This is a genomic window from Methylocystis silviterrae (assembly GCF_013350005.1).
In the GTDB taxonomy this organism is placed as follows: Bacteria; Pseudomonadota; Alphaproteobacteria; order Rhizobiales; family Beijerinckiaceae; genus Methylocystis; species Methylocystis silviterrae.
The window spans coordinates 182,810-208,535 of the sequence record NZ_JABVWW010000001.1 but is presented as its reverse complement, the minus strand read 5'-3'; the positions used below and the strand labels follow the sequence as shown (position 1 = coordinate 208,535).

At 64.1% G+C, this 25,726-nt stretch carries 20 protein-coding genes; 11 read left to right on the top strand and 9 right to left on the bottom strand.

The genetic code is table 11. From position 1 onward, the window contains the following. Window positions 1–10: 10 nt before the first annotated feature. The 3 genes from HUN39_RS00970 (at window position 11) to HUN39_RS00960 (ending at window position 4,424) form a co-directional block, all read left to right on the top strand. Window positions 11–2,416, top strand: coding sequence for a penicillin-binding protein 1A (locus HUN39_RS00970; RefSeq protein WP_175092653.1), 2,406 nt, complete (start codon window positions 11–13; stop codon window positions 2,414–2,416). Window positions 2,417–2,706: 290 nt separating this feature from the next. Next, on the top strand, window positions 2,707–3,525 hold the full coding sequence (locus HUN39_RS00965; protein ID WP_408631383.1) for an enoyl-CoA hydratase: 819 nt from the start codon (window positions 2,707–2,709) through the stop codon (window positions 3,523–3,525). Between the two features lie 458 nt (window positions 3,526–3,983). Next, complete coding sequence (locus tag HUN39_RS00960) at window positions 3,984–4,424, top strand: DUF1036 domain-containing protein (protein WP_175092652.1); 441 nt, start codon at window positions 3,984–3,986, stop codon at window positions 4,422–4,424. Between the two features lie 3 nt (window positions 4,425–4,427). On the opposite strand, the gene ccmB is transcribed toward HUN39_RS00960, so the two are convergent. After that, window positions 4,428–5,099 (bottom strand): heme exporter protein CcmB, encoded by a 672-nt coding sequence (gene ccmB / locus HUN39_RS00955; protein ID WP_175092651.1) that lies wholly within the window; start codon window positions 5,097–5,099, stop codon window positions 4,428–4,430. Beyond that, on the bottom strand, window positions 5,096–5,761 hold the full coding sequence (ccmA, locus tag HUN39_RS00950) for a heme ABC exporter ATP-binding protein CcmA (RefSeq protein ID WP_175092650.1): 666 nt from the start codon (window positions 5,759–5,761) through the stop codon (window positions 5,096–5,098). Before ccmA ends, ccmB begins: the two co-directional genes overlap by 4 nt. 232 nt (window positions 5,762–5,993) lie before the next feature. On the opposite strand from ccmA, the gene HUN39_RS00945 reads away from it, so the two are divergent. The 4 genes from HUN39_RS00945 to HUN39_RS00930 all read left to right on the top strand — a co-directional run bounded on the left by HUN39_RS00945 (window position 5,994) and on the right by HUN39_RS00930 (window position 10,158). Further along, the gene (locus tag HUN39_RS00945; RefSeq protein WP_175092649.1) at window positions 5,994–7,232 is read left to right on the top strand and encodes an aminotransferase class I/II-fold pyridoxal phosphate-dependent enzyme; all 1,239 of its coding nucleotides are present in this window, start codon (window positions 5,994–5,996) and stop codon (window positions 7,230–7,232) included. Window positions 7,233–7,300: 68 nt separating this feature from the next. Further along, window positions 7,301–8,515 carry a GNAT family N-acetyltransferase gene (locus HUN39_RS00940; protein WP_175092648.1) on the top strand — a complete coding sequence of 405 codons (1,215 nt, stop codon included), beginning with the start codon at window positions 7,301–7,303 and terminating at the stop codon, window positions 8,513–8,515. Further along, window positions 8,512–9,507: a fatty acid desaturase gene (locus HUN39_RS00935; protein WP_175092647.1), complete on the top strand. Its 996-nt coding sequence runs from the start codon at window positions 8,512–8,514 to the stop codon at window positions 9,505–9,507. Before HUN39_RS00940 ends, HUN39_RS00935 begins: the two co-directional genes overlap by 4 nt. 3 nt (window positions 9,508–9,510) lie before the next feature. Beyond that, on the top strand, window positions 9,511–10,158 hold the full coding sequence (locus HUN39_RS00930; RefSeq protein WP_175092646.1) for a sterol desaturase family protein: 648 nt from the start codon (window positions 9,511–9,513) through the stop codon (window positions 10,156–10,158). A 294-nt stretch (window positions 10,159–10,452) separates the two neighbouring features. Here HUN39_RS00930 and ligA read toward each other — a convergent pair whose 3' ends face one another. Genes ligA through HUN39_RS00915 form a run of 3 tightly spaced genes read right to left on the bottom strand, consistent with a single transcriptional unit; the run spans window position 10,453 to window position 16,056 of the window. Continuing rightward, window positions 10,453–12,546, bottom strand: coding sequence for an NAD-dependent DNA ligase LigA (ligA, locus tag HUN39_RS00925; protein WP_175092645.1), 2,094 nt, complete (start codon window positions 12,544–12,546; stop codon window positions 10,453–10,455). Between the two features lie 41 nt (window positions 12,547–12,587). Further along, window positions 12,588–13,181 carry a 2-hydroxychromene-2-carboxylate isomerase gene (locus HUN39_RS00920; RefSeq protein WP_175092644.1) on the bottom strand — a complete coding sequence of 198 codons (594 nt, stop codon included), beginning with the start codon at window positions 13,179–13,181 and terminating at the stop codon, window positions 12,588–12,590. A gap of 7 nt (window positions 13,182–13,188) precedes the next feature. Further along, entirely contained in the window at window positions 13,189–16,056 is a 2,868-nt protein-coding gene (locus HUN39_RS00915; RefSeq protein ID WP_175092643.1) for an EAL domain-containing protein, read from the bottom strand. A 319-nt stretch (window positions 16,057–16,375) separates the two neighbouring features. Here HUN39_RS00915 and ptsP point away from each other — a divergent pair, with 319 nt between their 5' ends. The 3 genes from ptsP (at window position 16,376) to HUN39_RS00900 (ending at window position 20,153) form a co-directional block, all read left to right on the top strand. Further along, on the top strand, window positions 16,376–18,640 hold the full coding sequence (ptsP, locus tag HUN39_RS00910; protein ID WP_175092642.1) for a phosphoenolpyruvate--protein phosphotransferase: 2,265 nt from the start codon (window positions 16,376–16,378) through the stop codon (window positions 18,638–18,640). Window positions 18,641–18,696: 56 nt separating this feature from the next. Then, window positions 18,697–19,767, top strand: a complete 1,071-nt coding sequence (gene prfA, locus HUN39_RS00905) for a peptide chain release factor 1 (RefSeq protein WP_175092641.1) — start codon at window positions 18,697–18,699, stop codon at window positions 19,765–19,767. 122 nt (window positions 19,768–19,889) lie between these two features. Further along, complete coding sequence (locus tag HUN39_RS00900) at window positions 19,890–20,153, top strand: hypothetical protein (RefSeq protein ID WP_175092640.1); 264 nt, start codon at window positions 19,890–19,892, stop codon at window positions 20,151–20,153. A gap of 66 nt (window positions 20,154–20,219) precedes the next feature. Here the strand turns inward: HUN39_RS00900 and HUN39_RS00895 are convergent, their stop codons facing one another. Genes HUN39_RS00895 through HUN39_RS00885 form a run of 3 tightly spaced genes read right to left on the bottom strand, consistent with a single transcriptional unit; the run spans window position 20,220 to window position 23,946 of the window. Then, on the bottom strand, window positions 20,220–20,549 hold the full coding sequence (locus tag HUN39_RS00895) for a cellulose-binding protein (protein ID WP_175092639.1): 330 nt from the start codon (window positions 20,547–20,549) through the stop codon (window positions 20,220–20,222). 57 nt (window positions 20,550–20,606) lie between these two features. Beyond that, on the bottom strand, window positions 20,607–22,199 hold the full coding sequence (gene purH, locus HUN39_RS00890; protein ID WP_175092638.1) for a bifunctional phosphoribosylaminoimidazolecarboxamide formyltransferase/IMP cyclohydrolase: 1,593 nt from the start codon (window positions 22,197–22,199) through the stop codon (window positions 20,607–20,609). Window positions 22,200–22,227: 28 nt separating this feature from the next. Further along, window positions 22,228–23,946, bottom strand: a complete 1,719-nt coding sequence (locus HUN39_RS00885) for a heparinase II/III family protein (protein WP_175092637.1) — start codon at window positions 23,944–23,946, stop codon at window positions 22,228–22,230. A gap of 212 nt (window positions 23,947–24,158) precedes the next feature. Here HUN39_RS00885 and HUN39_RS00880 point away from each other — a divergent pair, with 212 nt between their 5' ends. Next, the gene (locus HUN39_RS00880) at window positions 24,159–24,689 is read left to right on the top strand and encodes a gamma carbonic anhydrase family protein (protein ID WP_175092636.1); all 531 of its coding nucleotides are present in this window, start codon (window positions 24,159–24,161) and stop codon (window positions 24,687–24,689) included. 8 nt (window positions 24,690–24,697) lie between these two features. On the opposite strand, the gene HUN39_RS00875 is transcribed toward HUN39_RS00880, so the two are convergent. Continuing rightward, window positions 24,698–25,321, bottom strand: coding sequence for a transglutaminase-like cysteine peptidase (locus HUN39_RS00875; protein ID WP_175092635.1), 624 nt, complete (start codon window positions 25,319–25,321; stop codon window positions 24,698–24,700). Window positions 25,322–25,726 lie beyond the last annotated feature (405 nt).

Sequence of the window (25,726 nt, the reverse complement as noted above, 5' to 3'; positions counted from 1 at the left end):
GTGATATTTCATGCGAATGCTCGCAAGGTTTTTGGGCTTCGTCTTCGCGACCGCGACGATCGTCTTCCTCATCGGAGCGATCGCCGGGTCCGGGCTGATCTATTATTTTTCCAAGGATCTGCCCGACACGGCCCAGCTGCACGACTACGAGCCGCCAGTGACGACGCGGTTGCACGCCGGCGACGGCTCGATCCTCGCCGAATATTCGCATGAACGCCGCCTGTTCCTGCCGAGCTCCGCCATTCCGCAACTGGTGAAGCAGGCGTTCATCTCCGCCGAGGACAAGAACTTCTACAACCACGTCGGCGTCGACCCGGAAGGCGTGATGCGCGCCGTGACGGTGCTCGCCCAGGGCGGCCGCCATGTGCAAGGCGCCTCGACCATCACGCAGCAGGTCGCCAAAAACTTCCTCGTCGGCAACGAGCGCTCGATCGAACGCAAGATTCGCGAAGCGCTCGTCGCCTTCCGCATCGAAGCCGCCTATCCCAAGGACAAGATTCTCGAGCTTTATCTCAACGAGATCTATCTCGGCCTTGGAAACTACGGGGTCGCCGCCGCCGCGCTCAATTATTTCAACAAATCGGTCAATGAACTCACGCTCGCAGAAGCGGCCTATCTGGCGGCGCTTCCAAAGGCGCCGAGCAATTACAATCCGTTCCAGAACCGCGAGCGCGCCATCGAACGCCGCAACTACGTGATCGATCGACTGATCGCCGATGACTATGTCACCGCGGACGAAGGCGCGAAGGCGAAGGCGGAGCCGCTCGGCGTCAATCCTCGCGTTCTCTCGCCCAACACCTATGTCGCCGGCTATTTCGCCGAGGAAGTGCGGCGTCAGCTGCTGGAGCAACAAAGCGAGAAGAAGCTCTACGAGGGCGGCCTTTCGGTTCGCACGACGCTCGACCCGAAGATGCAGGCCTGGACGCGAAAGGCGCTGGCCGACGGCCTCGTTCGCTTCGACGAGGCGCATGGCTTCCGCGGCGCGATGAACCACATCGATATCTCCTCCGACTGGGGCGTGACGCTCTCCGCTATTCCGGCGCTTGGCGACGTCAAGCCGTGGCGCCTCGCCGTCGTGCTCGATGTGACCGGCGACGCCGCGCGCATCGGTCTTCAGCCGGGACGCGAGAAATCCGGCGAAGTGGCGCGCGAACGCGAGACCGGCCTTCTACCGGCCGAAGGCATGCGCTGGAGCGGCCGCACGCCGCGAACCGCTTTGACGACGGGCGACGTGATCTACGTCGAGCCGCTCGCGGGACGCGCCGGCCAATATCGTCTGCGCCAGATCCCCGACATCTCCGGCGCGATGGTGACCATGGACCCGCATACGGGCCGCGTCTTCTCCATGGTCGGCGGCTTTTCCTTCGACCAGTCGTCATTCAATCGCGCGACTCAGGCGTTGCGCCAGCCCGGCTCCTCGTTCAAGCCCTTCGTCTATGCGACGGCGCTCGACAATGGCTATACGCCGTCGTCGTCCATCCTCGACGAGCCGATTTCCATCCAGCAGGCGGACGGCACCTATTGGACGCCGGAGAATTTCGAAGGCGGCCACGGCACCGGCGCCCATCCGCTACGCTATGGAATCGAGCATTCTAAGAACATGATGACGGTGCGTCTGGCGAAAGACGTCGGCATGCCGCTCATCGCCGAATACGCCAAGCGCTTCGGCGTCTACGACGAGATGACGCCCTATCTCTCCATGGCGCTCGGCGCCGGCGAAACGACGCTGCTCCGCATGGTCACCGGCTATTCAATGCTGGCCAATGGCGGCAAGCGCATCAAGCCCACGCTGATCGACCGCATTCAGGATCGCTGGGGCAAGACGCTCTACCGACATGACGAACGTCAATGCATCGGCTGCGACTCCGCCAAGTGGGAGAACCAGCTCGAACCGAAACTCATCGACAAACGCGAGCAGGTGCTCGATCCGCTGACCGCCTATCAGATCACCTCGATCATGGAAGGCGTGATCCAGCGCGGCACCGGCGTCTCGATCAGATCGGTCGGCAAGCACCTTGCCGGCAAGACCGGCACGACGAACGACGCGAAAGATCTCTGGTTCATCGGCTTTTCGCCCGATCTCGCGGTCGGCGTCTTCATCGGCTACGATCGGCCGCGCTCGCTCGGCAGCCACGCCCAGGCCGCGCAGTTCGCCGCGCCGATCTTCCGCGACTTCATGACCGTGGCTCTGAAGGACAAGCCCGATACGCCGTTCCGCGTGCCGCCGGGGATCAAGCTCATTTCCGTCGACGCGCATTCCGGGCTGCGTTCGTCGGGAGCAGGCACGATTCTCGAAGCCTTCAAGCCGGGGACGGCGCCGCCCGACTCCTACTCCGGCGGCGGCGGCCCGCGTCAGCTCGATACGCCGCATGACGTGGATCAGCAGGTCGGCAGCGGCACCGGCGGCCTCTACTAAATCGCGCACGGCGGCAGGGCGATCGGTTCAAGGTCTTCCTCATCCTGAGGAGCGTGCGCAGCACGCGTCTCGAAGGACCAGGAAGCCCGTTTTCGCGCATTTTTCCTCACCCTCGTGCTTCGAGACAGCTCCTTCGATCTCGGGCCTGCCCGAGATCGACATTAAATTCGCAAGTCTGGTAAACCCGACTTGCGGAGCCTCCTCAGCATGAGGGCGAGAAAAACAATCATTCACCCGATTCCCCTGAGCGCGGCGGCCGGATACCTTTGGTTTCCCGCCGCCGGACTTATATGCTCGAAGCGATGACCCTGGACGCCGAAACAACCGCGCGCGTGACGCTGGAGACCACGGCTGACGTCGCGGTGCTTACGCTGAACAGCCCCGCCTCGCGTAACGCCTTATCTCTCGCGATGATCGACGCCCTCTCCGGCCGTCTCGACGCGCTTGCGACCCACGACGACGTTCGCGTCGTCGTGCTGCAGGCGGAAGGCCCCGCCTTCTGCGCCGGGCATGACCTCAAGGAGCTGACGGCGCATCGCAATGATCCCGACCGAGGCCGCGCCTTCTTCGATAAGACGATGCGGGCCTGCTCGGCGCTGATGCAGAAAATCGTGACGCTGCCTCAGCCGGTCGTCGCGGCTGTCGATGAGATGGCCACGGCCGCCGGCTGCCAGCTCGTCGCGAGTTGCGATCTCGCCGTTGCGGGTCCACGCGCGCGCTTCTGCACGCCGGGCGTTAACATCGGCCTTTTCTGCTCGACGCCGGCCGTGGCGCTCTCGCGCAATGTGGCGCCAAAGCAGGCGATGGAGATGCTGCTCACGGGCGTTCCCATCAGCGCCGAGGAGGCGCTGCGCATCGGCCTCGTCAACCGCATGTCAGCCGATGGCGCGCGGATCGGCACGCTGGCGCTGGCGCGACTCATCGCCGAAAAATCCCCGCAGGCGATCCGCTTCGGCAAGAGGGCCTTCTATGCTCAGAGCGAAAAGCCGCTTTCGGACGCCTATGAGCTGGCGAGCGCGGTGATGGTCGAGAACATGCTGGCGGAAGACGCCAAGGAGGGCGTCGCGGCGTTTCTGGAGAAGCGTGCGCCTCTATGGGCCGAAAAGTGAGAACCGGCCTTATACGCTGCTAAAAGTCGCGCCGATAACGAGCGGCTCATGGCGATTGACCCAGGCGTAGCGGGCCCGCAAAGCCAAAGGCTCGTAGAGATTTGGGCGCGGCGACATGCGGGGCGCCCAGCTCTCGGCTGCGCTGCGACGCTGATCGTTCTTGTGCCTCTCTCAGCTAACCGGACGAGGCGCCGGACGCTATTTCGATCTTAAATGAATGTTCTCCGCGCGTGACCTGTTTCGCTCGGCGCGTCATTTTTGAAGGAAGAGAAAAATGTCCAGATTGCGCAATCGCGTCCTGCATCTGGCGCTGCTCCTCGCGCTCGCGATCGCCTTCACGCTCGCCGCCTTCCCGGCGCGCGCAAGCTGACGGTCGAGCGCCGGCGCTCGCGTCAATTGCTTGAGCAAGCGCTATTGGCTCTATCGCAATTTCAAAGCTCATTTTTTGGAGAGATGAGATGAATGCTTTTCGTCTTTCGATCGCGCTTGTCGTCGCATCCTGCGCTTTTGCGCCGCCCGCGAAGGCGGATTTTACGGTCTGCAACAGAACGCCCGATCAAGTCACTGTCGCGGCGGCCTGGGTGAGCCCAAGCGGCGGATTCATGTCGGAGGGATGGTGGAAGCTTCGCGCCTGCGGCGGCTGCGAAAGAGTCGTCCTGCGCAGCGAGACGTCCGATCCGCATAATTACTTCTTCTATGCGCACGGCGGCGGCAGGGAGTGGCGCGGCGACTCGGCTTTCTGCACGACGCCGGGGGCGTTTAAGATCGGCAACGCCAAGCGCTGCGTGTTTGGACGACGCGGGCAGATGAAGAACTTCGTTCATGTCACGAGCGGCAGCGGCAATCATACGCACAGCCTGACCGGCCGTTCGAACAGCGGGCGCGTGTGCATCGATTGAGCTTTATTCGCCGAGATAGCGCAGCGCCGCGGCGGCCGCGAAGGGGCAAAGCGCGAGAGCGGCGAGCGTGATCGCGCAGAGAATCGCGAAGGGCGCGTAGAAGGGCACGGTTCCGCCGCTTGCGGCCTCCGCCGCCGAGACGCCGAAGATCAGCACCGGGATTGTTAGCGGCAGAACGAGCAGCGCCATCAGCAGGCCGCCCCGCCGCACGGTCACGGTCGCCGCCGCGCCAATGGCGCCGATCAGCGTGAGCGCCGGCGTGCCGACAAGCAGCGTCGCGACGACGCCGAGAAGCGCCATGGCCTCCTGCTGCAGCATCAGCCCCAGAAACGGCGCGGCGATAACGAGCGGCAGGCCGGTCGCCGCCCAATGCGCCGCGCATTTGACGAGCACCGCCAATTCGAGCGGGGTCTCGGAAAGATGGAAGAGATCGAGGGAGCCATCCTCGGCGTCGGCCTGAAACAGGCGATCGAGACAGAGCAGCGTCGCCAGCAGCGCCGCGATCCACAGGATCGCCGGTCCGATGCGGGCGAGGAGATTGGGGTCGGGCCCGACGGCAAAGGGAACGATCGCGACGAGCGTCAGGAAGAACACGACGCCCATCGCGCCGGAACCGCCGATGCGGCGGGCCACGCGCCATTCGCGCAGGAAAAGCGCGGCGAGCGGAGAACTCACGAGGCGCCGCCCAAGGCAAGCGATGACGCTTCATCGAGCCCCAGCGGCTCATGCGTCGCGGCGACGATCAATCCGCCGTGGGCGCAATGATCCTTCATGGCGAGCGCGAATTTTTCGCGTGAGGCGCGGTCGAGCGCGGTCAACGGCTCGTCGAGGAGCCAGAGCGGCCGAAAGGCGACGAGAAGACGCGCCAGCGCCGCGCGCCGCTTCTGGCCGGCGGAGAGCACGCCGAATGGCGCGCCAGCCACATGGCCAAGGCCGACGATCGCGAGGGCGGCGTCGATTGTATGGCTGCGCGCGTCCGGCTCTTGAGCGAGATAGCGCGACCAGAAATCGAGGTTCTCCTCGATCGTCAGCGCCGACTTCAAACCGTCGTTATGCGCAAGATAATGCGCCTGCTGCGGCAGTTCGACGTCGGGCGGCCCGCCTTCGAGAGCGATCGAGCCTCCCGCGCGCGGCAGGAGTCCCGCCAAGGCCCGCAGCAGCGTCGATTTTCCGGCGCCGTTGGGACCCGTCACGATCAGCGCCCGGCCGGCGGAAAGCGAAAAGCTCACGCGATCAAGGACGCGCCTGCCCCCGCGCAAAACGCCGAGATTGTCGACGCAAAGACGTAAAGCGCCATCGACGGGCGGCTGAACGGGCTGGAGGACATCGGTCGACATGCGCTCCGCATAGAGCTTTGCGATCGACTCCGCCAGACGGGGCGGACAGATAGCGTCTTTGGCGAGGGCCGCTTCCGCGCGCGCCTCAAGCGCCCCGCCCTGCCCCCAGCCGCGCCGCTGGCGCAGACGGGACGGGAATGCTAAGCAGCGCAGACCCTTTCTTGGACGCTCAGCGGCCCAAGTTCTCGCCAATAGCGCGCGGCGCGCCCGTTATTCAGGGATTGCCCAGTAAGTGACGAAGCATAAGAGCTTAGAGGATTACGCGGCAAGGCGATTCCGTTTTGCTGGCAACGCCTTGCTGGAGTTCAGCGATCCGTTCTTCGCCCAGATCGACAGGCTGCGCGCCGAGTTCGAGGCGCAGGGCAAGCATTTCGTCAGCTTCGCCAATTACGATTATCTCGGCCTCGCGAATCACCCGCGGATTCGCGAGGAAGCAAAGCGCGAGATCGACGGCCTCGGCATCGGCGCGCTGGCCTCGCGGCTCGTCGGCGGCGAACGCACCACGCACAAGCCGTTCGAGGCGGAGATCGCCGAATTCCTTGGCATGGAAAGCGCGCTGACGCTCGTCTCCGGCTATCTTTCCAATGTGACGACGATCGCCTGGCTGATGAGCGGCAAGCGCGACGCGATCTTCATCGACGAACTCGCGCATAACAGCATCGTCGCCGGCGCCGACGGCGCGCCGGCGCAGGTCGTCAAATTCCGCCACAACGACTTGGATCATCTCGAACATCTGCTCGCGCGCCACCGCGAGGAATACCGCAACGTCCTGATTGTGGTGGAGGGCGTCTACAGCATGGACGGCGACACCGCCGACCTGCCGCGGCTCCTCGCCATCAAGGAAAAATACAAGATCTGGCTGCTCGTCGACGAAGCGCATTCTCTCGGCGTGCTCGGCGCGACAGGCCGCGGCCTCGCCGAACATCAGGGCGTTGACCCCGCGCGCATCGACCTCATCGTCGGCACCATGTCGAAGACTCTCGCGTCCTGCGGCGGTTATGTCTGCGGCAAGAAGCAGGTCATCGACTGGTTCCGCTATACGCTGCCGGGCTTCGTCTACAGCGTCGGCCTGTCGCCCGTCATTCTCGCCGCCGCCCGCACCGCCCTGCGGCTGATGCAGGAAGAGACCTGGCGCATCGCCAAGCTCGCGGACAACGCCGAGCTCTTCCGCACGGTCGCGCATGAGGCGGGATTCTCGACCGGGCCGGCGATCGGCCGCGGGGTCGTGCCGATCCTGTTCTCGAGCGACGTCGAGACCATGTGGGCGTCGCAGCATCTGCTGGAGAACGGCTATTACGTGCCGCCGGTCGTGCGCATCGGCGTGCCGAAGGACGGGCCGCGGCTGCGCTTCTTTTTCTCGGCGAACCACAGCGAAGCAGAAATCCGCGGCGTCATCCAGACGCTGCGCGACATGCCGCCGGTGACGGAAGAGGCCCATCAGATCGTCGCCGCCGCCATGGCCGGCGGATAGGCCATTCGCCATATCCGCGTCACTTTGACGCTTTCGGTTAATGCCGACTTGCCGCTAGGACTAGCATCATGGCGCGGATCGAGATTCTTCCGGTCGACGGCCCTTTTCGCTTTGCGACCTTCTGCAGGCTGCCGCGATTGCTCTATGCCGGTGCGGAGGGCTTCGCGCCGCCGCTCGACATCGAGCGCTGGAGCGTCTTCGCGCATAAGCTCAACCCGCATTACAAGCTCGTCGAAGAGCGGAAATTTCTCGCCCGCCGGGACGGCCGATGGGTCGGGCGCGTCATGGCGCAAATCTATAAGCCCGGCGTCACGCCGGTCGGCGCCTCCAATGCGCAATTCGGCGCGCTCGACGCAATCGACGACATCGAGGTCGTGCGCGCGCTGACCCAGGCCGCCGAGGACTGGCTGCGCGCCAAGGGCGCGGAGCGGATCAACGGACCGTTCTCGCCCTCGGTCAACAAGGAGTGCGGACTTCTTGTCGATGGCTTCGACGCGACGCCGATGTTTTTCATGCCCTGGCATCCGCCCTATCTCTCGCGCCATCTCGAGGCGCTGGGGTATGAGAAGGCGCAGGACCTCTTGTCCTACCGCTTCGAAATTTCAAGCGACGAGAGCGACAAGCCGGCGCGCATTTCAACGCGGCGCGAATGGCGCGATCGCTTGAAACTCCGGCCGTTGAACATGAAGGCCTTGAAGCAGGGCGAAACCGCGCTGATGGCCGAGTTGTTCAACGACGGCTGGAGCGGAAATTGGGGCTTCGTGCCCTTCACCAAGGAAGAATTCGACTCCGACGCCGACGCGCTGCAATTTCTCGTGCCGGAGGATTTCGGCATCGTCGTCGAGCTTGACGGCGTTCCGCAGTCCTTCGCGATCGCGCTTCCCAATCTCAACGAGATTTTGGCCGATCTCAACGGTCGCCTGTTCCCCTTCGGCTGGGCGCGCGCGTTCAAGCGGTTCCGCTCGCATCAGTTCAAATCGGCGCGGCTGTTGCTGCTTGGCACGCGCAAGACGCTGCAACGAAGCGCGACCGGCGGCGCGATCTTCCTGTCGCTCGTCGAAGAGATGCGGCGGCGCCACGCGAAAATCCGCGTTCCGCATCTCGAAGCGGGCTGGGTGTTGGAAAGCAACGCCGACATGCGCCGGCCGATCGAAATGTTCGGCGGCAAGGTCGACAAGATTCACCGCATCTATGAAAAGCGCCTCACGGTCGGCGGCGGCGACGAGGCCATGCGTATGCGCGACGGCGTCACGGCAACTCAGCTACAGGATGCAACGTCATGAATGGCATATCCGTCACCGCCAATGGCGCCGACCGCTCGCATGTCGAACGGCGCAAGTTGATCCTCGATAAATATCCGCAAGTGCGCGAACTCTTCGGCAAAGATCCGGTGACCTTCAAGATCACGGCGGCGATTTTTGTCGGCCAGCTCGTCATCGCCGCGATCTTGGGTTCGCTCGGCCTCTCCTACTGGTGGCTGTCGCTCTTGATGGCGATCTGCGTCGGCGCCTTCGCCAACCACGCCAATTTCGTCATCATCCACGACGCGATCCACAATTGCGTGTTCGAGAGCCCGCTCGCCAACAAATGGACGGCGATCCTCGCCGATCTTCCCAACGCCTTTCCGACGGCGATGGGCTTTCGCTGCTATCACATCAAGCATCATTCGCATCTGTCGGCCTATGACTATGACGCCGACATTCCGAGCCGCTGGGAGGTCGAATGGGTCGGCAACAGCGGTTGGCGCAAGGCCGTGTGGCTCTTCTTCTTCCCCGCGATCCAGCTTGCGCGCCTGTCACGCCTCAAGGGCACGGTGCCGATCTGGGGAACCTGGACCTATATCAATACCGCCGTCATCGCCGTCTTCGATCTTTTCGTGCTCTGGGCCTTCGGGCCGAACGCCCTGCTCTATCTTTTCTTTTCCTTCTGGTTCTCTGTCGGCGGCCTGCATCCGTTGAGCGCGCGCTGGCTGCAGGAGCATTTCGCCTTCGGACCCGACCAGGGAACGTTCGACTATTATGGGCCGCTCAATACGCTCGCGCTCAACATCGGCTATCACAACGAGCATCACGATTTTCACGAGATCCCGTGGAACCGTTTGCCGGAGCTGAAAGCGATGGCGCCGGAGTTCTATGACGATCTGCGTTGCCATCGCTCCTGGGTGGCGCTGCTCGTCACATTCATCTTCGATCCGACCTATTCGCTGGGAACGCGGTCGGAAAATGTGACGCAGGCGGCGGGGCGCGAAGCCCCCATCGTCGCGCCGGCGGAGTAGCCCATGTCTCAGGACGCAAGAACGGAAGCGCTCGACGCTTCGCCCCGCCTCTTCGAGAGCGCTCTTCTCGACAAGCTGTCGCGCGTGCATCATTTGACGCCGGTGATCGTCTATTGCCCGATCATTCTCGGCCTGCTGATCTATTCGCTCACGCTCAATAGCGTGACGCTGGTCGTGCTTGGCCTCGTCGTCGGCTATCTCGGCTGGACGCTGACCGAATATTTCGGCCACCGCTATCTCTTCCACACCGTTTTCGCGCTGCCGTTCGGGCTTGGGCCGCGCTTCCAGTTCCTCATCCACGGCGTACATCACATCTATCCCAACGACCCGCTGCGGCTCGTCATGCCGCCGCTGCTCTCGGCGCCGATCATGCTGATCGCGCTCGTCTGCGCCCGCGTGCTCTTCGGCGCGACATTCGCCTGGCCGGCGCTGGCCGGCTTCATCACGGGCTATGTGATCTATGATTGCGTGCACTACTGGACGCATCACGGGCAGCCGAAATCCGAGTTTGGCCGCTTAGTGAAACGCCTGCATATGCTGCATCATTTCCGCGACGCCGAGAAAGGCTTCGGCGTTCACGCGATCTGGTGGGACTATGTGTTCGGCACCGCCTATCGCAAGGACGAGACGCCCGGCACACGCGCGGTGTGAGGCGCAATCTTACCCTCTCCCATGGGGAGAGGGTGGCTGCGAAGCAGCCGGGTGAGGGGTAATACCGAATCCGGCTGATCCGTTCTCGTTGGCCGCGTCATTCCCGGCAGGCCGCAGGCCTGACCGGGAATCCAGAAAAGCTGTTCTTGCTCTGGATTCCTGATCGCTCGCTTCGCGAGCGTCGAGAATGACGCCCGAGCCCTTCAAACGGATTTTGTTTACCTGCTGAAGGGGATTACCCCTCACCCCGGTCCTTCGGACCGACCCTCTCCCTTTGGGAGAGGGTAAACGCCCTCACCCCTGCCCGGTCCGCTTAAACCACTCGTCTTCGGTAATCACCTCGATCCCCAGCTCCGCCGCCTTTTTGAGCTTCGAGCCGGCACCGGGACCGGCGACGACGAGATCTGTCTTTTTTGACACCGACGCCGCGACATGCGCGCCAAAACGCTCGGCCTGCGCCTTCGCTTCGTCTCGCGTGAGCCGCTCGAGCGCGCCGGTGAACACAACGGTCTTGCCGGAGACGGGCGACGTGGACGCCACCGCCGGCATCGGCTCCAGCGTGACTTGTTTTAGAAGCGCGTCGAGTTCGCGCTCATTATGTGGCTCGGCGAAAAAATCGTGCAGCGCTTCGGCGACGACGGGTCCGACGCCATCGATCGAATCGATGCGGGCCCGCGCCTCGCCGCCGGGCGCCGCGTCGCGCGCCGTCTCGCGCAGCGACTCGAAGTCGCCGAAATGGCGCGCCAGCCGGCGCGCATTGGTTTCGCCGACATGGCGCATGCCAAGCGCAAAGATGAAGCGATTGATCGGAACGCTTCGGCGCGCCTCGATCGCCGCAAAGAGGTTGCGCACCGAGGTTTCGCCATAGCCCTCGCGCTCCGCGAGTCGCGGCGACATCTGCGCTTCGCGCTCGGGAAGCGCAAAAATGTCAGAAGCGGTTTTGATCAGGCCTTCATCGTAGAAAAACTCGATCTGCTTGTCGCCGAGCCCTTCAATATCCATGGCGTTGCGCGAGGCGAAATGTTTCAAGCGTTCGACCGCCTGCGCCGGACAAACGAGCGAACCCGTACACCGGCGCACGACATCCGCTTCGCCAGTCTTCGCATCAATCTCGCGCAGCGCCGCCGAGCCGCAGCGCGGGCAGACATGCGGAAATTGATAGGGCTTCGCGCCGTGCGGCCGCTTCTCCGTCACCACCTCGACGATCTGCGGAATCACATCGCCCGCGCGCTGCACGACCACCGTATCGCCGATACGAATATCCTTGCGCGCGATCTCGTCCTCATTGTGCAATGTCGCGTTCTGTACGACGACGCCGCCGACCGTGACGGGCTCGAGCCTCGCGACCGGCGTCAGCGCGCCCGTGCGACCGACCTGAATCTCGATGTCGCGCAAAATTGTCGTGGCGCGTTCGGCCGGGAACTTGCGCGCGACGGCCCAGCGCGGGGCGCGCGAGACAAATCCGAGCCGCTCCTGCAGCGCGATGTCATCGACCTTGTAAACGACGCCGTCGATGTCATAGCCGAGCGTCGCGCGTTGCGTTTCGATCGCGCGATAATGCGCCAGCATGTCTTCCGCGCTCTCGCAGAGCGTCGTCAGCGGATTGACCGGCAACCCGTAACCGCGCAGCGCCTCAAGCACGCCCAGTTGCGTATTCGCAGGCAGCGCGCTCGTCTCGCCCCACCCATAGGCGAAGAAATGCAGCGGACGGGATGCAGTGATCTTCGGATCGAGCTGCCGCAGAGAGCCTGCGGCGGCGTTGCGGGGATTGGCGAAGAGAGTCTTGCCGGACTCCTTTTGCCGCACGTTCAGCGCAGCAAAATCCTTATGCGTCATATAGACTTCGCCGCGCACTTCAAAAACGTCGGAATGATCGCCCCGTATCCGTTGCGGAATCTCGTCGATCGTTCGCACATTGGCGGTGACGTCTTCGCCCTCATAGCCGTCGCCGCGCGTCGCCGCCTGCACGAGATGGCCTTTCTCGTAGCGCAGCGAACAGGACAGCCCGTCGATCTTCGGCTCAAAGGTGAAGCGCAGCGGGCTTTCTCCCAGGCCGAGAAAGCGGCGCACCCGCGCGACGAATTCCAGGACCTCTTCGTCCGAGAAGACGTTGCCGAGCGAGAGCATCGGCACGGCGTGCTTCACTTTGGCAAATTTTTCAGAGGGCTTGGCGCCGACCGTCTTCGTCAGCGACTGCGCCGTGGCGAGCTCGGGGAAAGCTCTTTCCAATTCCTCGTAGCGACGACGCAGCGCGTCATATTCGGCGTCCGAGATCGTCGGCGCGTCTTCCCGGTAATAGCGCCGATCATGCGCCGCGAGTTCTTCATGCAGCCGCGCATGTTCGGCGCGCGCTTCGGAAGGGCAAGGCTCGGGAGGCGAGTTAGCCATATGCTAGACCATCCGGTCGATTGGGCGCGCCAGGCGGCGCTCTATTCTCTCAGGGCTGAAAGAGCGAGTTCTAATCGATCGCTACCCCAGAATAGTTCCTCTTTTGCAAAAAAGCTCGGCGCGCCGAACACGCCCCGACTCTTGGCCTCATCCGTGCGCGCTCTGAGCAATCGCTTTACGGACTCGTCATTGGCGCGGTTAAGAGTCGCCTCCCCGTCGAGCGAGAGACGCCGCAAAATTTCTTTCAGAATGGAGGGTTCCGAGATGTCGAGGTCATCGAAAAAATTGGCGCGATAGACCGCTCGAACGAAAGCAGAAAGCTTCTCCGCTCCATCCAACGCGGTTGCGACGCGCGCGGCCAAAAGGCCGTTGCGCGGAAAGGCGCTCGGCCTGCGCCAGGCAATGCGCTTGCTCTGGCAGATGCGTTCGATGTCGCGCCACATATAGGCGCCCTTTGCCGGATAGAGATTAAAGGGCGAGTCCCGCCAGCCCTGCTCGGCGAAGATCGGCCCGAGAAGAAAGGGTCGCCACACCACTTCGATGCGAGCGGCGGCAGCCATTTCCTCGATCTCTTCCGCGGCGACGTAAGAATATGTGCTTGCGAATTCGAACCAGAACTCGAGTTTCTCCGCCATCGTCGCGCTATGCCGCTTCCGGCGCGGCTCCGACGAGGCGGCGCGCATCCCGCGCGCTGATCGGGCGCCCGAAAGCATAGCCCTGCGCGAAGCCGCAGCCGAGCTGATAAAGCTCGATCGCGTCCTGCTCGGTCTCCGCGCCCTCGGCGACGACGTCCATGCCGAGATCCTGCGCCAGCGCGATGATCGAGCGCAGAATGATGGGGCGCGCGCCTTTGCCGGACTGCTTGATGAAGGAACGGTCGATCTTGATCGTGTCGAAGGGGAAGCGCTGCAAATAGGCAAGCGACGAATAGCCGGCGCCGAAGTCGTCGAGCGACAGCCCCGCGCCGAGCTCCCTGATGCGCGCCAGCATCTGCGCGGCATATTCGGGATTCTCCATCACCAGACTCTCGGTCAGTTCGAGTTTCAGGCTGCCTTTGGCGATATCATTGCGCATCAACACGCTTTTGACGTCGCGCAGGAGGTCGTGGCGCAGGAGCTGGCGCGACGAGACGTTAACGGAGGCGAAGATCGGCGGATCGACCGCAAGCGCGCGTTGCCAGGCCGCGAGTTCGCGCGCCGTGCGCTCCAGCGCCAGAAGTCCGAGATCGACGATCAGTCCCGTCTGCTCGGCGATGGGAAGAAATTCGGAAGGCTCGAGCCGACCCAGGCGCAGATGGTCCCACCGCAGCAAGGCCTCGAACCCGGCGATGGTGCGATCTTCGAGCCTGACGATCGGCTGGAAGAAAACCTTGATCTCGCTCCGCTCCAGCGCCCGCCGCAGATCGGCCTCGAGCGTCAGCCGGTCGGAGCGCTGTTCGCGCATGGCCGGGCGGAACACTTCTATGCGGTTGCCGCCCGAGCGCTTGGCGTGGCGCATCGCGATTTGGGCGTCTTCCAGCATGTCGCGGGCGCTGGGATGCGTCTGCTGGTCGTAAAGCGCGATGCCGATCGAGGCGAATAGCGCGATCTCGCGATCGGTGAAGCGTACCGGAATAGACAGCGCGCGGCGCACCGAATCGGCGATGGAGATGACATGGTCGGCGTGCGACTCCGAAACCAGGATGATCGCGAATGTATCGCCGGAAAGTCGCGCCAGCGTGTCTTGAGGCTGCAGCAGCCTCGTCAGGCGATGCGCCACGGTGAGCAGAACGCTGTCGCCCATCGCCATGCCGACCTGCTCATTGATCTGCTTGAAGCGGTCGATGTCGATGACGAGGATCGTCGGGCGCACGTCCTTTTCCATGCGCGCGAGAATCAGCGCGGCCTCCAGCCGATCGAAGAACAATTCGCGGTTCGGCAGGCCCGTGAGATTATCGTGCACGGCGTCGTGCAGCAGCCGCTCCTGGGCGTTGCGCTCATCGGTCACGTCATTGAGCGTGCCGACGACGCGGATCACCTCGCCGTCCGGACCGACGACGGGCCGCGCCCGCAGCCGGTAGCAGAGGTAATGGCCGTCCGCCGCGCGCAGGCGGAAGTCCTGATTGATGCGGCCGCGCCGCTGCTCGAGAATGGCGTCGAGACAGGCGCGATAGCGGTCCTGCTCGAAGGGATGCAGCAGATCGAGCCAGGAGGAGGCGGCCCCCTCGAGCCCGCCGCGGTCGAGCCCCAGCGCCGCTTCCGCTTCCGGGCTGACATAGATGTGGTCCGACGGAACGTCCCAGTCGAACACGATCTCATTCGCGCCGGTGAGCGCGAGCGCCTTGCGCTCGACGTCGCTGATGGCGCCGTGCGACAGCCCGCCGGCGGCGAAGGCGTTTTGCATCACCGTGAAACCGATCAGCATCACGATGAGCACCAGGCCGCCGACGAGCGCCGGAGAGACAAGGTCGTTAGTGATCCAGCCGGCGACCGCAAATCCGGCCGTCGCCACCCACACGGCCAGCAGGAACCACGTCGGGATCAGCATGATGGCCCGATCGAAGCCATGCGTCGCGAGATAGAGAATCAGCACGAAGCCGACGACGGCGGCCGTCGCCAGCGAGATGCGCGCCACGCCAGCGGCGACGGGCGCGTCGAACACCGCCAGGCCGACGAGGTCCAACAGGATCAGCAGCCACAGGGCGGCGACGTGCCAGGCGCGCACATGCCAGCGGTTGAGGTTCAGATAGGCGAAAAGGAAGACGACGAGCGTCGCCGAGAGAACCGTTTCGGCGCCGGCGCGCCAGACGCGGTTGGCGTTGGCGTCAAAGCCGAAAATCTTGTCCCAAAAGCCGAAATCGATGCACACATAGGCCAGCACCGCCCAGGCGAGCGCCGCCGCCGCCGGGAAGATGACGGCGCCTTTCACCACGAAGACGATGGTCAGAAACAGCGCGAGCAGGCCGGCGATGCCGATGACGATGCCCTTGTAGAGCGTCAGGCTCGTCACCTTGTCCTTATAGGCCGCGGGCTCCCACAAATAGAGCTGCGGCAGGTTGGGCGTGCGCAGCTCCGCGACATAGGTGACCGTGGTTCCGGGGTCGAGCGTCAGTCGGAAAACATCGGCGTCCGAGGCGTCTTCGGCCTCGGGCGGAAAGCCCTGGCTGGCCGTGATCGCCGTAATGCGCGTCGAGCCGAGATCGGGCCAGATGACGCCCGAGCCCTGCAGGCGGTAATGCGGGGCGACGATCAGGCGCTCGATCTGCTCATCCGTGTCGTTGGTGAGCGCGAAAACGATCCAGTTGGGCTGGCTGCCGGCCTCCTTGGCGCCGACCTCGATGCGGCGGACGATGCCGTCCGAGCCGGGCGCGGTCGAGACCTGCAGCCGGTCGCCCTGCGAGGAATGTTTCTCGATGACATTGGTGAGATCGATCGCGCGCGCGCCCTGCGGCACCCGCACCGACTCCATGGCGACGGCCTGAGCCGAGAGGATGAACAAAAAGAGCGCAACCAGGTATTTTTTCAGACGCACGAATTCTCTTCTCGATGCCGCAGGCTCGGAGAACGCGTCTGGCGCGGCCGATGGCGGGCGCCAAGCGCGTGGGCGGGCTGTCATCGCCAGACTCTGATCGGAAAGTGGTAGAGGCTTCGAGCCCTGCCGGCAAGCCGATTCGCCAAGCTGTGCAATAACGGTATGTTCCTTGCGTCGCTGTGCTTCTTGGCCGCGCTTGCGGAGCGCGGACGGCGCCAATATACGCTGCTTGAAGGCCACCGTCGCTATCTGCAGGCGCATGGCGGTTTTTTTGCGGTGTGCCCACCCGCGAAATTCTGGGAAAACGGGAAAGGATTGGATGCGAAGCGCTCTCGGCGGCCCTCGCCTTCTGCTGCGCCGACTCCGCGAAATCAGCGCGGAACCGGTGAGCGCGCAGGCGCGGCTCGACAAGATCGTGGTGCAGATCGCCGCGAATATGGTCGCCGAGGTTTGTTCCGTTTATGTGCTGCGCGCCGACCAGCGCTTGGAGCTTTACGCCACGGAGGGCCTTAACCGCGAGGCCGTGCATCTCACCACGATGCACGCGGGCGAAGGCCTTGTCGGCCTGATCGCCAAGAGCGCCGAGCCTCTCGCCCTCTCCGAGGCGCAGGAGCATCCCTCCTTCTCCTACAAGCCGGAGACGGGCGAAGACGCCTATCACTCCTTCCTCGGCGTGCCGATCCTGCGCGGCGGCAACACGCTCGGCGTGCTCGTCGTGCAGAACAAGGTGCGCCGGGTTTATTCGGAAGAAGAGATCGAGGCGCTGCAGACGACGGCGATGCTGCTCGCCGAGCTGATCGCCTCGGGCGAATTGCAGGCGATCGAAGACCCACGCGATCTCGCGCTCTATCGCCCCGCGTCGCTGAGAGGCGCGCCCATGGCGGAAGGCGTCGGCCTCGGCCATGTGCTGCTGCACGAGCCGCGCGTCGTCATCAAGCAGCTCGTCGCCGAGGACATGCCCTCTGAACTCGCGAGGCTCGAACATGCGATCGACGCGATGCGCCAGTCGATCGACGAGCTTGTCGCGCATAGCGACCGCATCGCCGCCGGCGAGCCGCGCGACGTGCTCGAAACCGTGCGCATGGTCGCCTATGACCGCGGCTGGGTGCGCCGCCTGCGCGAAGCGGTGATGACCGGGCTGACGGCGGAGGCGGCGGTCGAGCGCGTTCAGAACGACGCGCGCGCGCGCATGCAGCGTCAGACCGATCCATATCTGCGCGACCGCCTGCACGATCTCGACGATATCGCCAACCGGCTGCTGCATCAGCTGACGGGTCAGAGCTACGTCGCCGATCGCGACAGCGTGCCGGAAAACGCCATCATCGTGGCGCGCAACATGGGGCCGGCGGCGCTTCTCGACTATGACCGCAAGCGGCTGCGCGGCCTCGTGCTGGAGGAAGGCGGGCCGACGAGCCACGTCGCCATTGTCGCGCGCGCGCTTGGCGTCGCCACCGTGGGGCTCGTCGCCGGCCTGATCGACATCGTCGAAACCGGCGATCCGATCATCGTCGACGGCACGACCGGCGAAGTGCATGTCCGGCCGCAGCCCGACGTGCAGAGCGCTTATGCTGAAAAGGCGCGGCTGCGGGCGCGGCGTCAGGAGCAATACGCCAAGCTGCGCGACGTGCCGGCGGTCACCAAGGACGGCGTCGAAATCGGGCTGCACATGAACGCCGGCCTGGCGATCGACATGCCACATCTGCGTGAGACCGGCGCGAATTCGATCGGACTCTTCCGCACCGAATTGCAATTCATGCTCGCGCCGCGCTTTCCACGCATGGACGAGCAATATCGCTTCTACAAAGCCGTGCTCGACGCGGCGCCGGATAAGCCGATCACGTTTCGCACGCTCGACATCGGCTCCGACAAGATCCTTCCCTATATGGCGAAGATCGAAGAGGAGAACCCGGCGCTCGGCTGGCGCGCCATCCGCATCGGCCTCGACAGACCGGGACTTTTGCGCATGCAGCTACGCGCGATGCTGAAGGCGGGCGCCCATCGCAATTTGCGCATCATGTTTCCGATGATCGCCAATGTCGCCGAATTTGACGCGGCGAAAGCGATTGCGCTGCGGGAACTCGACCACATCACGCATCATCGCCATCCGCCGCCGACGCGCCTGGAGCTCGGCGCGATGGTGGAAGTGCCGTCGCTCCTGTGGGAAATCGATCTTATCGCCGAGCGCGCGGATTTTCTGTCGGTCGGATCGAATGATCTGGTGCAATACATGTATGCGGCCGACCGCGACAACACGCGCGTTTCGAAGCGCTACGACAATCTCTCGCGGCCGGTCCTGCGCGCACTCGAGCGCATCGTCACGGCCGGCGCGCGGCACAACGCGCCGGTGACGCTCTGCGGCGAGATGGGCGGCCGCCCGCTCGAGGCGCTGGCGCTGCTCGGCATCGGCTACCGCTCGCTGTCGATGGCGGCCTCCGCCATCGGTCCGGTCAAGTCGATGATCCTCAGTCTCAATCTTGAAGAGACGCAGATGTATCTCGCCTCGCTGCTCGCGTCCGACGACGGCAGCGCTTCGGTGCGCGAGCAATTGCGCGATTACGCGATCGCGCGCGGCGTGCCCTTGTAGCGAGCCCCCTGTCTTCACGCCGTCGCCGTCACCATTGCTCGGGAAGCCTCCTCTTCATGTTCGCTCAAGACAAGCTCGACCTCATTCTGCGCCGCTACGACGAGATCGGCGACAAGCTCGCCGTCGGCGCCGACGGGCAGGCGTTCGTCGCGCTCTCGCGCGAACGCGCGGCGCTCGATTCGGTCGTCGACAGGATTCGCGCCTATCGCGCGGCGCAGAAGGAATCCGCCGATCTTTCCGCCATGCTCGCAGACGCCTCGCTCGACGCCGAAATGCGCGGGCTGGCTGAAAGCGAGACGGAGGCCGCACGCGAACGACTCGCTGCGGCGGAAAGCGCGCTGAAACTCGCGCTTCTGCCGAAGGACGAAGCAGACGAGAAGGGCGTCATTCTCGAAGTGCGCGCCGGCACGGGCGGCGACGAGGCGGCGCTTTTTGGCGGCGATCTCTTCCGCGCCTATCAGAGATATGCGGCGCTCAAGGGCTGGCGTATTGAGATCGTGTCCGAAAGCCCCGGCCAGCTTGGCGGATTCAAGGAAATCGTCGCCGAGATCATCGGTCGCGGAGTCTATGGCCGGCTGAAATTCGAGTCGGGCGTGCATCGCGTCCAGCGCGTCCCGGAAACCGAGACGCAGGGTCGCATCCACACATCGGCCGCGACGGTCGCGGTGCTGCCGCAAGCCGAGGACGTCGACGTCGACATCGACGAGAAGGATTTGCAGATCGATACGATGCGCGCGCAAGGCGCCGGCGGCCAGCACGTCAACAAGACCGAGTCGGCCATCCGCATCACCCATATTCCATCCGGCATCGTGGTGATGATGCAGGAGGAGCGCTCCCAGCATCGCAACAGAGCCAAGGCGATGAACGTTCTTCGCTCGCGTCTCTATGACGCCGAACGCCAGCGCCTCGACAAGGAACGTTCGGACGATCGCAAACAGCAGGTCGGCTCAGGCGATCGCTCCGAGCGTATCCGCACCTATAATTTCCCGCAGGGACGCGTCACCGATCATCGCATCAACCTCACGCTCTATAAGCTCGACCGCGTGATGGAAGGCGAGTTCGACGAGATCATCGACGCGCTGACGACCGATCATCAGCAAAAACTCCTCGCGCAGAGCGAGGCGTAGACGCGCGCCGCTAGAAGCACGCGCGGATGCGTCCTGTGCGCCGACGCACGAACGTCGTGCGAGGCTCTCGCTAGAGTGCGTCTACTCGCCAAATGACGAGCGAGAACGCCGAGGAGAACCTCATGTCCACGTTGAAAAAGATCATCTCTACGAGCCTTGCCGCCAGCGTCATGTTGGGGGCGATCGCGAGCGCCACGCCGGCATTGGCCTGGTCCAAATGGCATCATCACGGCTATGGCTGGGCGCCCTACGCCGTGGGCGGCGCGCTCGCGTTAGGCGCAGTGGCGGCGGCGGCCGCGAGCGAGCCGGATTGCGATTACGTTCGCGAGCCGATCTATAGCCGCCGTGGCTATGTCATCGGCTACCGCGCCGTGCCGATGTGCTAATGCGGCCAAGATCCCATCGTCAGGAAGGGGCCGGCCCACGCCGGCCTTTTCATTGCGAGGCGCCGCTCACCAGCCGTAATCGAAATACTGACCGATTTCATTGTAGCGCTGCGGATCTTGCAGCGAGAAATCCTGCTGCTCCAGGAAGTAATTGTCGTTGGCGTAACGATTGGGCTGCAGATTGCCCTTCGCCGCGTCCGGCGCCGCGCCGTCGTCGAGCCAGTCTTTGCCGGTCGTCAGATTATGCGGCAGAGGAATCGGAAAATCGTCGCCCTGCGTCGCGGTGACCTGACCCGTCGCGACGGGCGCGCGTTGTTTCGATTTCGCGAGAACGTCGCTCGAGGCGACCGCGCAAACGAACGCGAGGCTCAACGCCAGTGTCAAAGACTTACGCATTTTTTGAACTCCGTTTCGCGTCAAGCGACCACTCTAGCTGGATCGCCCGGCGCATTGCTAGTGTCGGAAGTGGCGCACGCCGGTGAAAACCATGGCGAGACCCTGCGCGTCCGCCGCGGCGATGACGTCCTTATCATTCATAGAGCCGCCGGGCTGGATGACGGCCGTCACGCCTGCCTCAGCCGCCGCCAGTAGTCCGTCCGCAAATGGAAAGAAAGCGTCGGAAGCGACGACGGCGCCTTTCGCGAGACTGTCCGTCAAGCCTGCCGCGCGCGCGGCCTCTTGCGCCTTATGCGCGGCGATGCGCGATGAGTCGACGCGCGACATTTGCCCGGCGCCGATTCCCACCGTGGCGGCTCCCTTCGCGTAGACGATAGCGTTCGACTTGACGTGCTTCACGACGCGGAAAGCGAATTTGAGATCCGCGAGTTCCTCGGCCGTCGGCTGGCGCTTCGTCACAACCTGCAGGTTCATCTCATCGACGACGGCGCTGTCGCGCGATTGCGCAAGAAAGCCGCCCGAAACCGAGCGATAGGTCAAGCCGGCCGCGCGCGCATCTGGAACGCCGCCGGTCAACAGCAGGCGCAGATTCTTCTTGGCGCCGATGATCGAAATCGACTCTTCGTCGGCGTCTGGCGCAATGATCACCTCGGTGAAAATCTTAACGATCTCGCGCGCCGCGTCGGCGTCGAGCTTGCGATTGAGCGCGACGATGCCGCCGAAGGCGGACATTGGATCGCAGCGCAACGCCTTGGCGTAGGCTTCGACAAGAGTCGCACCTTCAGCGACGCCGCAAGGATTGGCGTGTTTGACGATGACGACGGCCGCGGTCCGCGCCGGATCGAATTCCGCCACGCATTCGAAGGCTGCGTCGGTATCATTGACGTTGTTGTACGAGAGCTGCTTGCCCTGAATCTGGCGCGCCGTGGCGACGCCCGGCCGCTTCTCGCCGGTGAGATAGAAGCCCGCGGATTGATGCGGGTTTTCGCCGTAGCGCATCGGCTCGGCGAGTCGTCCGCCGAAGGCGCGTAGCGGCGGCGAGGCTTCGCCGAGCTGCTGCGCGAGCCAATTGGAGATCGCGGCGTCATAGGCGGCGGTGCGCGCGAACGCCTTCTGCGCGAGCCGCCGACGCGTCGCGAGCCGCGTTGCGCCCTTCGTCGCCGCAAGCTCGTCGACGAGCATCGCGTAATCATCGGAATCGACGACGACGGCGACGTCGTCGTGATTCTTCGACGCGGCGCGGATCATCGCCGGCCCGCCGATGTCAATATTTTCGATGCATTCTTCGAACGGCGCGCCTTTCGCAAGCGCCGATTCAAAGGGGTAGAGATTGACGACGAGCAGATCGATCGGGCGGATGTCATGCGCGAGCATCGCTGCTTCATGTTCGGGATTCTCGCGGATCGCCAGAAGGCCGCCGTGCACCTTGGGATGCAGAGTCTTCAGCCTTCCGTCCATCATCTCCGGAAACTGCGTGAGATCGGCCACGTCGCGAACCGCGAGACCCGCCTCAGCGAGCGCCTTGCGCGTGCCGCCGGTGGAAACAAGCTCCACGCCATGCGTCGCCAGAACGCGCGCAAACTCGACAAGGCCGGTTTTGTCGGAAACGGAAATCAGCGCGCGCGCCACACGGCGCAAATCGACGGGCATTGCATACTCCTTACTCGCGCCGCGCTTATCATACCTTGCCGCCGGGAGGAACCTGCTCGCCGGCGCGCCGCCGGAAGCTCCAAGTGATCTCGGCCCCAGGAGCCGCCGCCCCTCGCACAATGATTTGGGCGCATTTGCGCGCGCCGCCGGGCGCGGCGAAAAAAATACTGTCTTCGATTTCGGGCGTCAGGTCTTGCGCTTCAAAGATGAGGATTTCGCCATCGGCGAGCGTGAGCTCGATTGCGCCGTCGGCGTTCGGCGCGATGCGCACGCGCGGATGAATGTGAAAGCGCAGGGCGAAATCGCTCGCTTGCGCATGACTTCCGCCGCGCTCCGCAGCGACGAGCCGATCGACGCCCAGGAGCGCGGCGCCATCGGCCGGAAGGGTCAGTTCGCGCTGATGGACAAGGCCGAAATCGCGCGCATAGCCGTCATGCGACAAAAGGAGAGTCGTCTCGCCGTCGAGACGGCGGCGCTCGACCTCGGTGTTGCGCGGGCCGGCGAGAACGCGCCCGGCGCGCCGGCGCGGCGCGTTCTGCGGCGCGATGCGGGCGCTGGAGCGGTCGCCGAGGACGAGCGTCGAATGCGCGGCGGTGGCGCGCGCCAGCTCACGGGCGTCCAGATGCGGCGCCGAGGGAGCGCCGCAATTGACGACGACCCGCTCGGTTCCAAGCGAATATTCGAAAGACAGGCAGCCGGCGTGCGCGCATAGGGAAAATTCGAAAGGCGGCGGTCCGCCGGCGTCGACGATGACGAGCGCGTCGCCGGCCTCCATGCGCTGATAACCGGCGTATGGAGCGTTGACGGGCGGCGCGCCGCGCGTGTCCTCATGGGCGAGCGCGCTCGCCAGCCGGTCCAGCGCCGTCGCGCCCATGCCGTTGAACAGCGCCAGCGATCCGTCGCCATGCTGCAGCATCCGCAGCATCGGCATCATCCGGTCGATGGCGCGCAGGACGGCGGACGGCGTTTGCAGGCCGCGGGCCGCAATCACCTGCCGCAGCGGCAACAGGTCGAGCAGCAGGTCGACCGCGACCTGCGGATTGCGACTGACATGGCCGCCGTCGATGAGGATCTGGCGGTCGAGCTCCGCGCTGAGCGCGCGCGACACATGCGGGGCGATTTTGCGGCCGGTGTCCGCGCAAACGGCGAATTCGGCAAGCGCAATGGCGCAGAAGGCGCGATCGGCGCCGCGCGCGCCATCGCCGGCCAGCGCCCGCCACAACAGCCGGGCGTTGCGCGCGAGCGCCAGCATGAACGCGTCATAAAAATCGGCGTCGGCGCCGTCGAGCAGCGTCGGCGACTGCGATAGAAATGAGAGGAGGCGCCGCGCGACGACGGCAGGCTCCATCGCCGGATCGTCAGCCGGAATTTTCGGAAGCGAAAGAAAATCCGCGACAAGCTCCTGCGCAGTGGCCAGCGCCACCCTGTTGTCCGAGGCCTGCAAATGCCGCAGCCAGGAGAAGCCTGCAAGGGAGCGCCGCCAGCATTCGGAAGGCGCGGCGACCAGAAACGGCGATACGCCGCGCGCCTGTACGGTTTTGCCGTCGAAGGAGAAATAGCCGGCGTAAATCTGGTCGGCGACGGTCGAATCGGTGGTTCTGATGTCGGGAGGCGCGATGCGCAGCCGTTCCGGCGGCGCGATCGCCATCGACTTCATGAGGTGATAGGGCGCGGCGGCGCCTCGCGCGAAGGCCCCCGCCGCCCGCGCCGCCGAAACGCTGGCCAGCCGAACCCGATCCCGCAACATGATGGCGCTCAGTGGGCGTCCTCCGACAGCGGCTCTCGCGCGATAGATCCCCACCGGCGGCGCACCAGCCGCCAATATCAAACCCCGCCGTCCGCTTATAGTCCATATTTCCGTGACTTCCGAATGAGATCGCGCCAGCTTCGGCGCTACGCCATTGCATGCGAAAGGGTGGAAATGCCAATGTCGCGCCTCTTTTTTAGGAGGCTTCGCCCATGCCGCTGTACACGATCGACGGAATCGCGCCGCGCCTGCCGGCCCCCGGCCGGTTCTTCGTGGCTCCAGGCGCGCAAATCATCGGCCGCGTCGCGCTGGAGGAGGACGCCAATGTCTGGTTTGGCTGCGTGCTGCGCGGCGATAATGAGTGGATCACGGTCGGCGCCCGCACCAATATCCAGGAAAACAGCATTCTCCACACCGACATGGGCTTTCCGCTCGTGATCGGGCCGGACTGCACGATCGGCCATGGCGTCATTCTGCATAGCTGCATCATCGGCGAAGCGACGTTGATCGGCATGGGCGCGACAATCCTCAACGGCGCCAAGATCGGCGCGAACTGTCTCGTCGGCGCCAATGCGCTGGTCACCGAGGGCAAGGAATTTCCCGACTATTCGCTGATCGTCGGCTCCCCCGCCAAGGCGATCCGCACGCTCGACGAAGCGGCGCGCGACCGCCATCTCGACTCGGCGAAACATTATGTGGAGAACGGTCAACGCTACGCGAGCGGGCTGACGCTAATCGGCTGAGCTAGACCTTACCGCGACACATACAGCGGGGCGCTGGTCGCCGGGCTAATCGCCACCCAGGCGTTCTGATTTTGCTGCGACTGCCGCTTGACGAAGCGATAGGGAACGCGCGTCCAGGGCCGCATCTCGTTGGAAAGATTGTCGAGCACGAATTCACCGCGGTTGGTCTTGACGGTCAGGACCGAATGGCCGTCGCCGTTCTTCTCCTTCACCACGGTGAGCAGCAGCGCCTGCCGGGGAAAGCCTTCCTCGATCAGCATGCGGCGCTTTAGAAGCGCGAAATCCTCACAGTCGCCTTTGCCGTCGCTGGGATAATCCCACTGATCGACCGCGCTCCAGTGATCGACGTCGGCGATCGGGGCGATATTTTCATTCACCCAGGCGTTGATGCGCGCGATCTTGCGATAGACGGCTGCGGTGAGTTCGACGTCCTGCGGCGCAGTTTCCTCGTTCTGGCATTCGCCCCGGTAGCGCTGGCAGAAGTCCACCCAGCCGTAGGGGACGCTCGTTTCCGGGCCGAGCGTGGCGAAACTCGCGGTTTCGGGTCCAGCGAAACTTTTTGCATTGACGGCGATAAGCGCCGCGCCCGCCATCCCGAGAGCCACAACCGCCTTGCTAACGATGCCCAACATAACCCGCCTCCGTGACATGAGGCGAGGTTAGTTTTGTTGTTTTGCCGTCGATGAAAGTATTTCAGCCGCATTTTACGCGAATGCGTTCAGATTTTCCTGCGTCGTCGGTAAGTATAATTTTGTGCTGTCAAAACGCGTAAAATTTGATTTGATCACGCAAGTTGCAGGAATAGCACGATTTTTTTCGCAGCAACGCCTCGGCTCCGCCACCAGCGACCTGCGCCGGCTTAAACTGCAAGGACCGCTGGTTAACCTATGCCCGTGGCGGAGGTTAACGCGCGCGTTCAGAGCGAAAATTTTTTTAGCGAGTGTGACGGCGCACCTTCGTGGAAGCGCAAATTCGTCACAGAGGTTTACGCGAGGGCCGAGGAATGGGACCGTTGCGAGACCGGCTGACGCCCAGTT

Coding starts and splice junctions, on each gene's coding strand:
- HUN39_RS00970 (WP_175092653.1), top strand. CDS start 11: ATGCGAATGCTCGCAAGGTTTTTGGGCTTCGTCTTCGCGACCGCGACG.
- HUN39_RS00965 (WP_408631383.1), top strand. CDS start 2,707: ATGCTCGAAGCGATGACCCTGGACGCCGAAACAACCGCGCGCGTGACG.
- HUN39_RS00960 (WP_175092652.1), top strand. CDS start 3,984: ATGAATGCTTTTCGTCTTTCGATCGCGCTTGTCGTCGCATCCTGCGCT.
- ccmA (WP_175092650.1), bottom strand. CDS start 5,761: ATGTCGACCGATGTCCTCCAGCCCGTTCAGCCGCCCGTCGATGGCGCT.
- HUN39_RS00940 (WP_175092648.1), top strand. CDS start 7,301: ATGGCGCGGATCGAGATTCTTCCGGTCGACGGCCCTTTTCGCTTTGCG.
- HUN39_RS00935 (WP_175092647.1), top strand. CDS start 8,512: ATGAATGGCATATCCGTCACCGCCAATGGCGCCGACCGCTCGCATGTC.
- HUN39_RS00930 (WP_175092646.1), top strand. CDS start 9,511: ATGTCTCAGGACGCAAGAACGGAAGCGCTCGACGCTTCGCCCCGCCTC.
- ligA (WP_175092645.1), bottom strand. CDS start 12,546: ATGGCTAACTCGCCTCCCGAGCCTTGCCCTTCCGAAGCGCGCGCCGAA.
- HUN39_RS00920 (WP_175092644.1), bottom strand. CDS start 13,181: ATGGCGGAGAAACTCGAGTTCTGGTTCGAATTCGCAAGCACATATTCT.
- ptsP (WP_175092642.1), top strand. CDS start 16,376: ATGCGAAGCGCTCTCGGCGGCCCTCGCCTTCTGCTGCGCCGACTCCGC.
- prfA (WP_175092641.1), top strand. CDS start 18,697: ATGTTCGCTCAAGACAAGCTCGACCTCATTCTGCGCCGCTACGACGAG.
- HUN39_RS00900 (WP_175092640.1), top strand. CDS start 19,890: ATGTCCACGTTGAAAAAGATCATCTCTACGAGCCTTGCCGCCAGCGTC.
- HUN39_RS00895 (WP_175092639.1), bottom strand. CDS start 20,549: ATGCGTAAGTCTTTGACACTGGCGTTGAGCCTCGCGTTCGTTTGCGCG.
- purH (WP_175092638.1), bottom strand. CDS start 22,199: ATGCCCGTCGATTTGCGCCGTGTGGCGCGCGCGCTGATTTCCGTTTCC.
- HUN39_RS00885 (WP_175092637.1), bottom strand. CDS start 23,946: ATGTTGCGGGATCGGGTTCGGCTGGCCAGCGTTTCGGCGGCGCGGGCG.
- HUN39_RS00880 (WP_175092636.1), top strand. CDS start 24,159: ATGCCGCTGTACACGATCGACGGAATCGCGCCGCGCCTGCCGGCCCCC.
- HUN39_RS00875 (WP_175092635.1), bottom strand. CDS start 25,321: ATGTTGGGCATCGTTAGCAAGGCGGTTGTGGCTCTCGGGATGGCGGGC.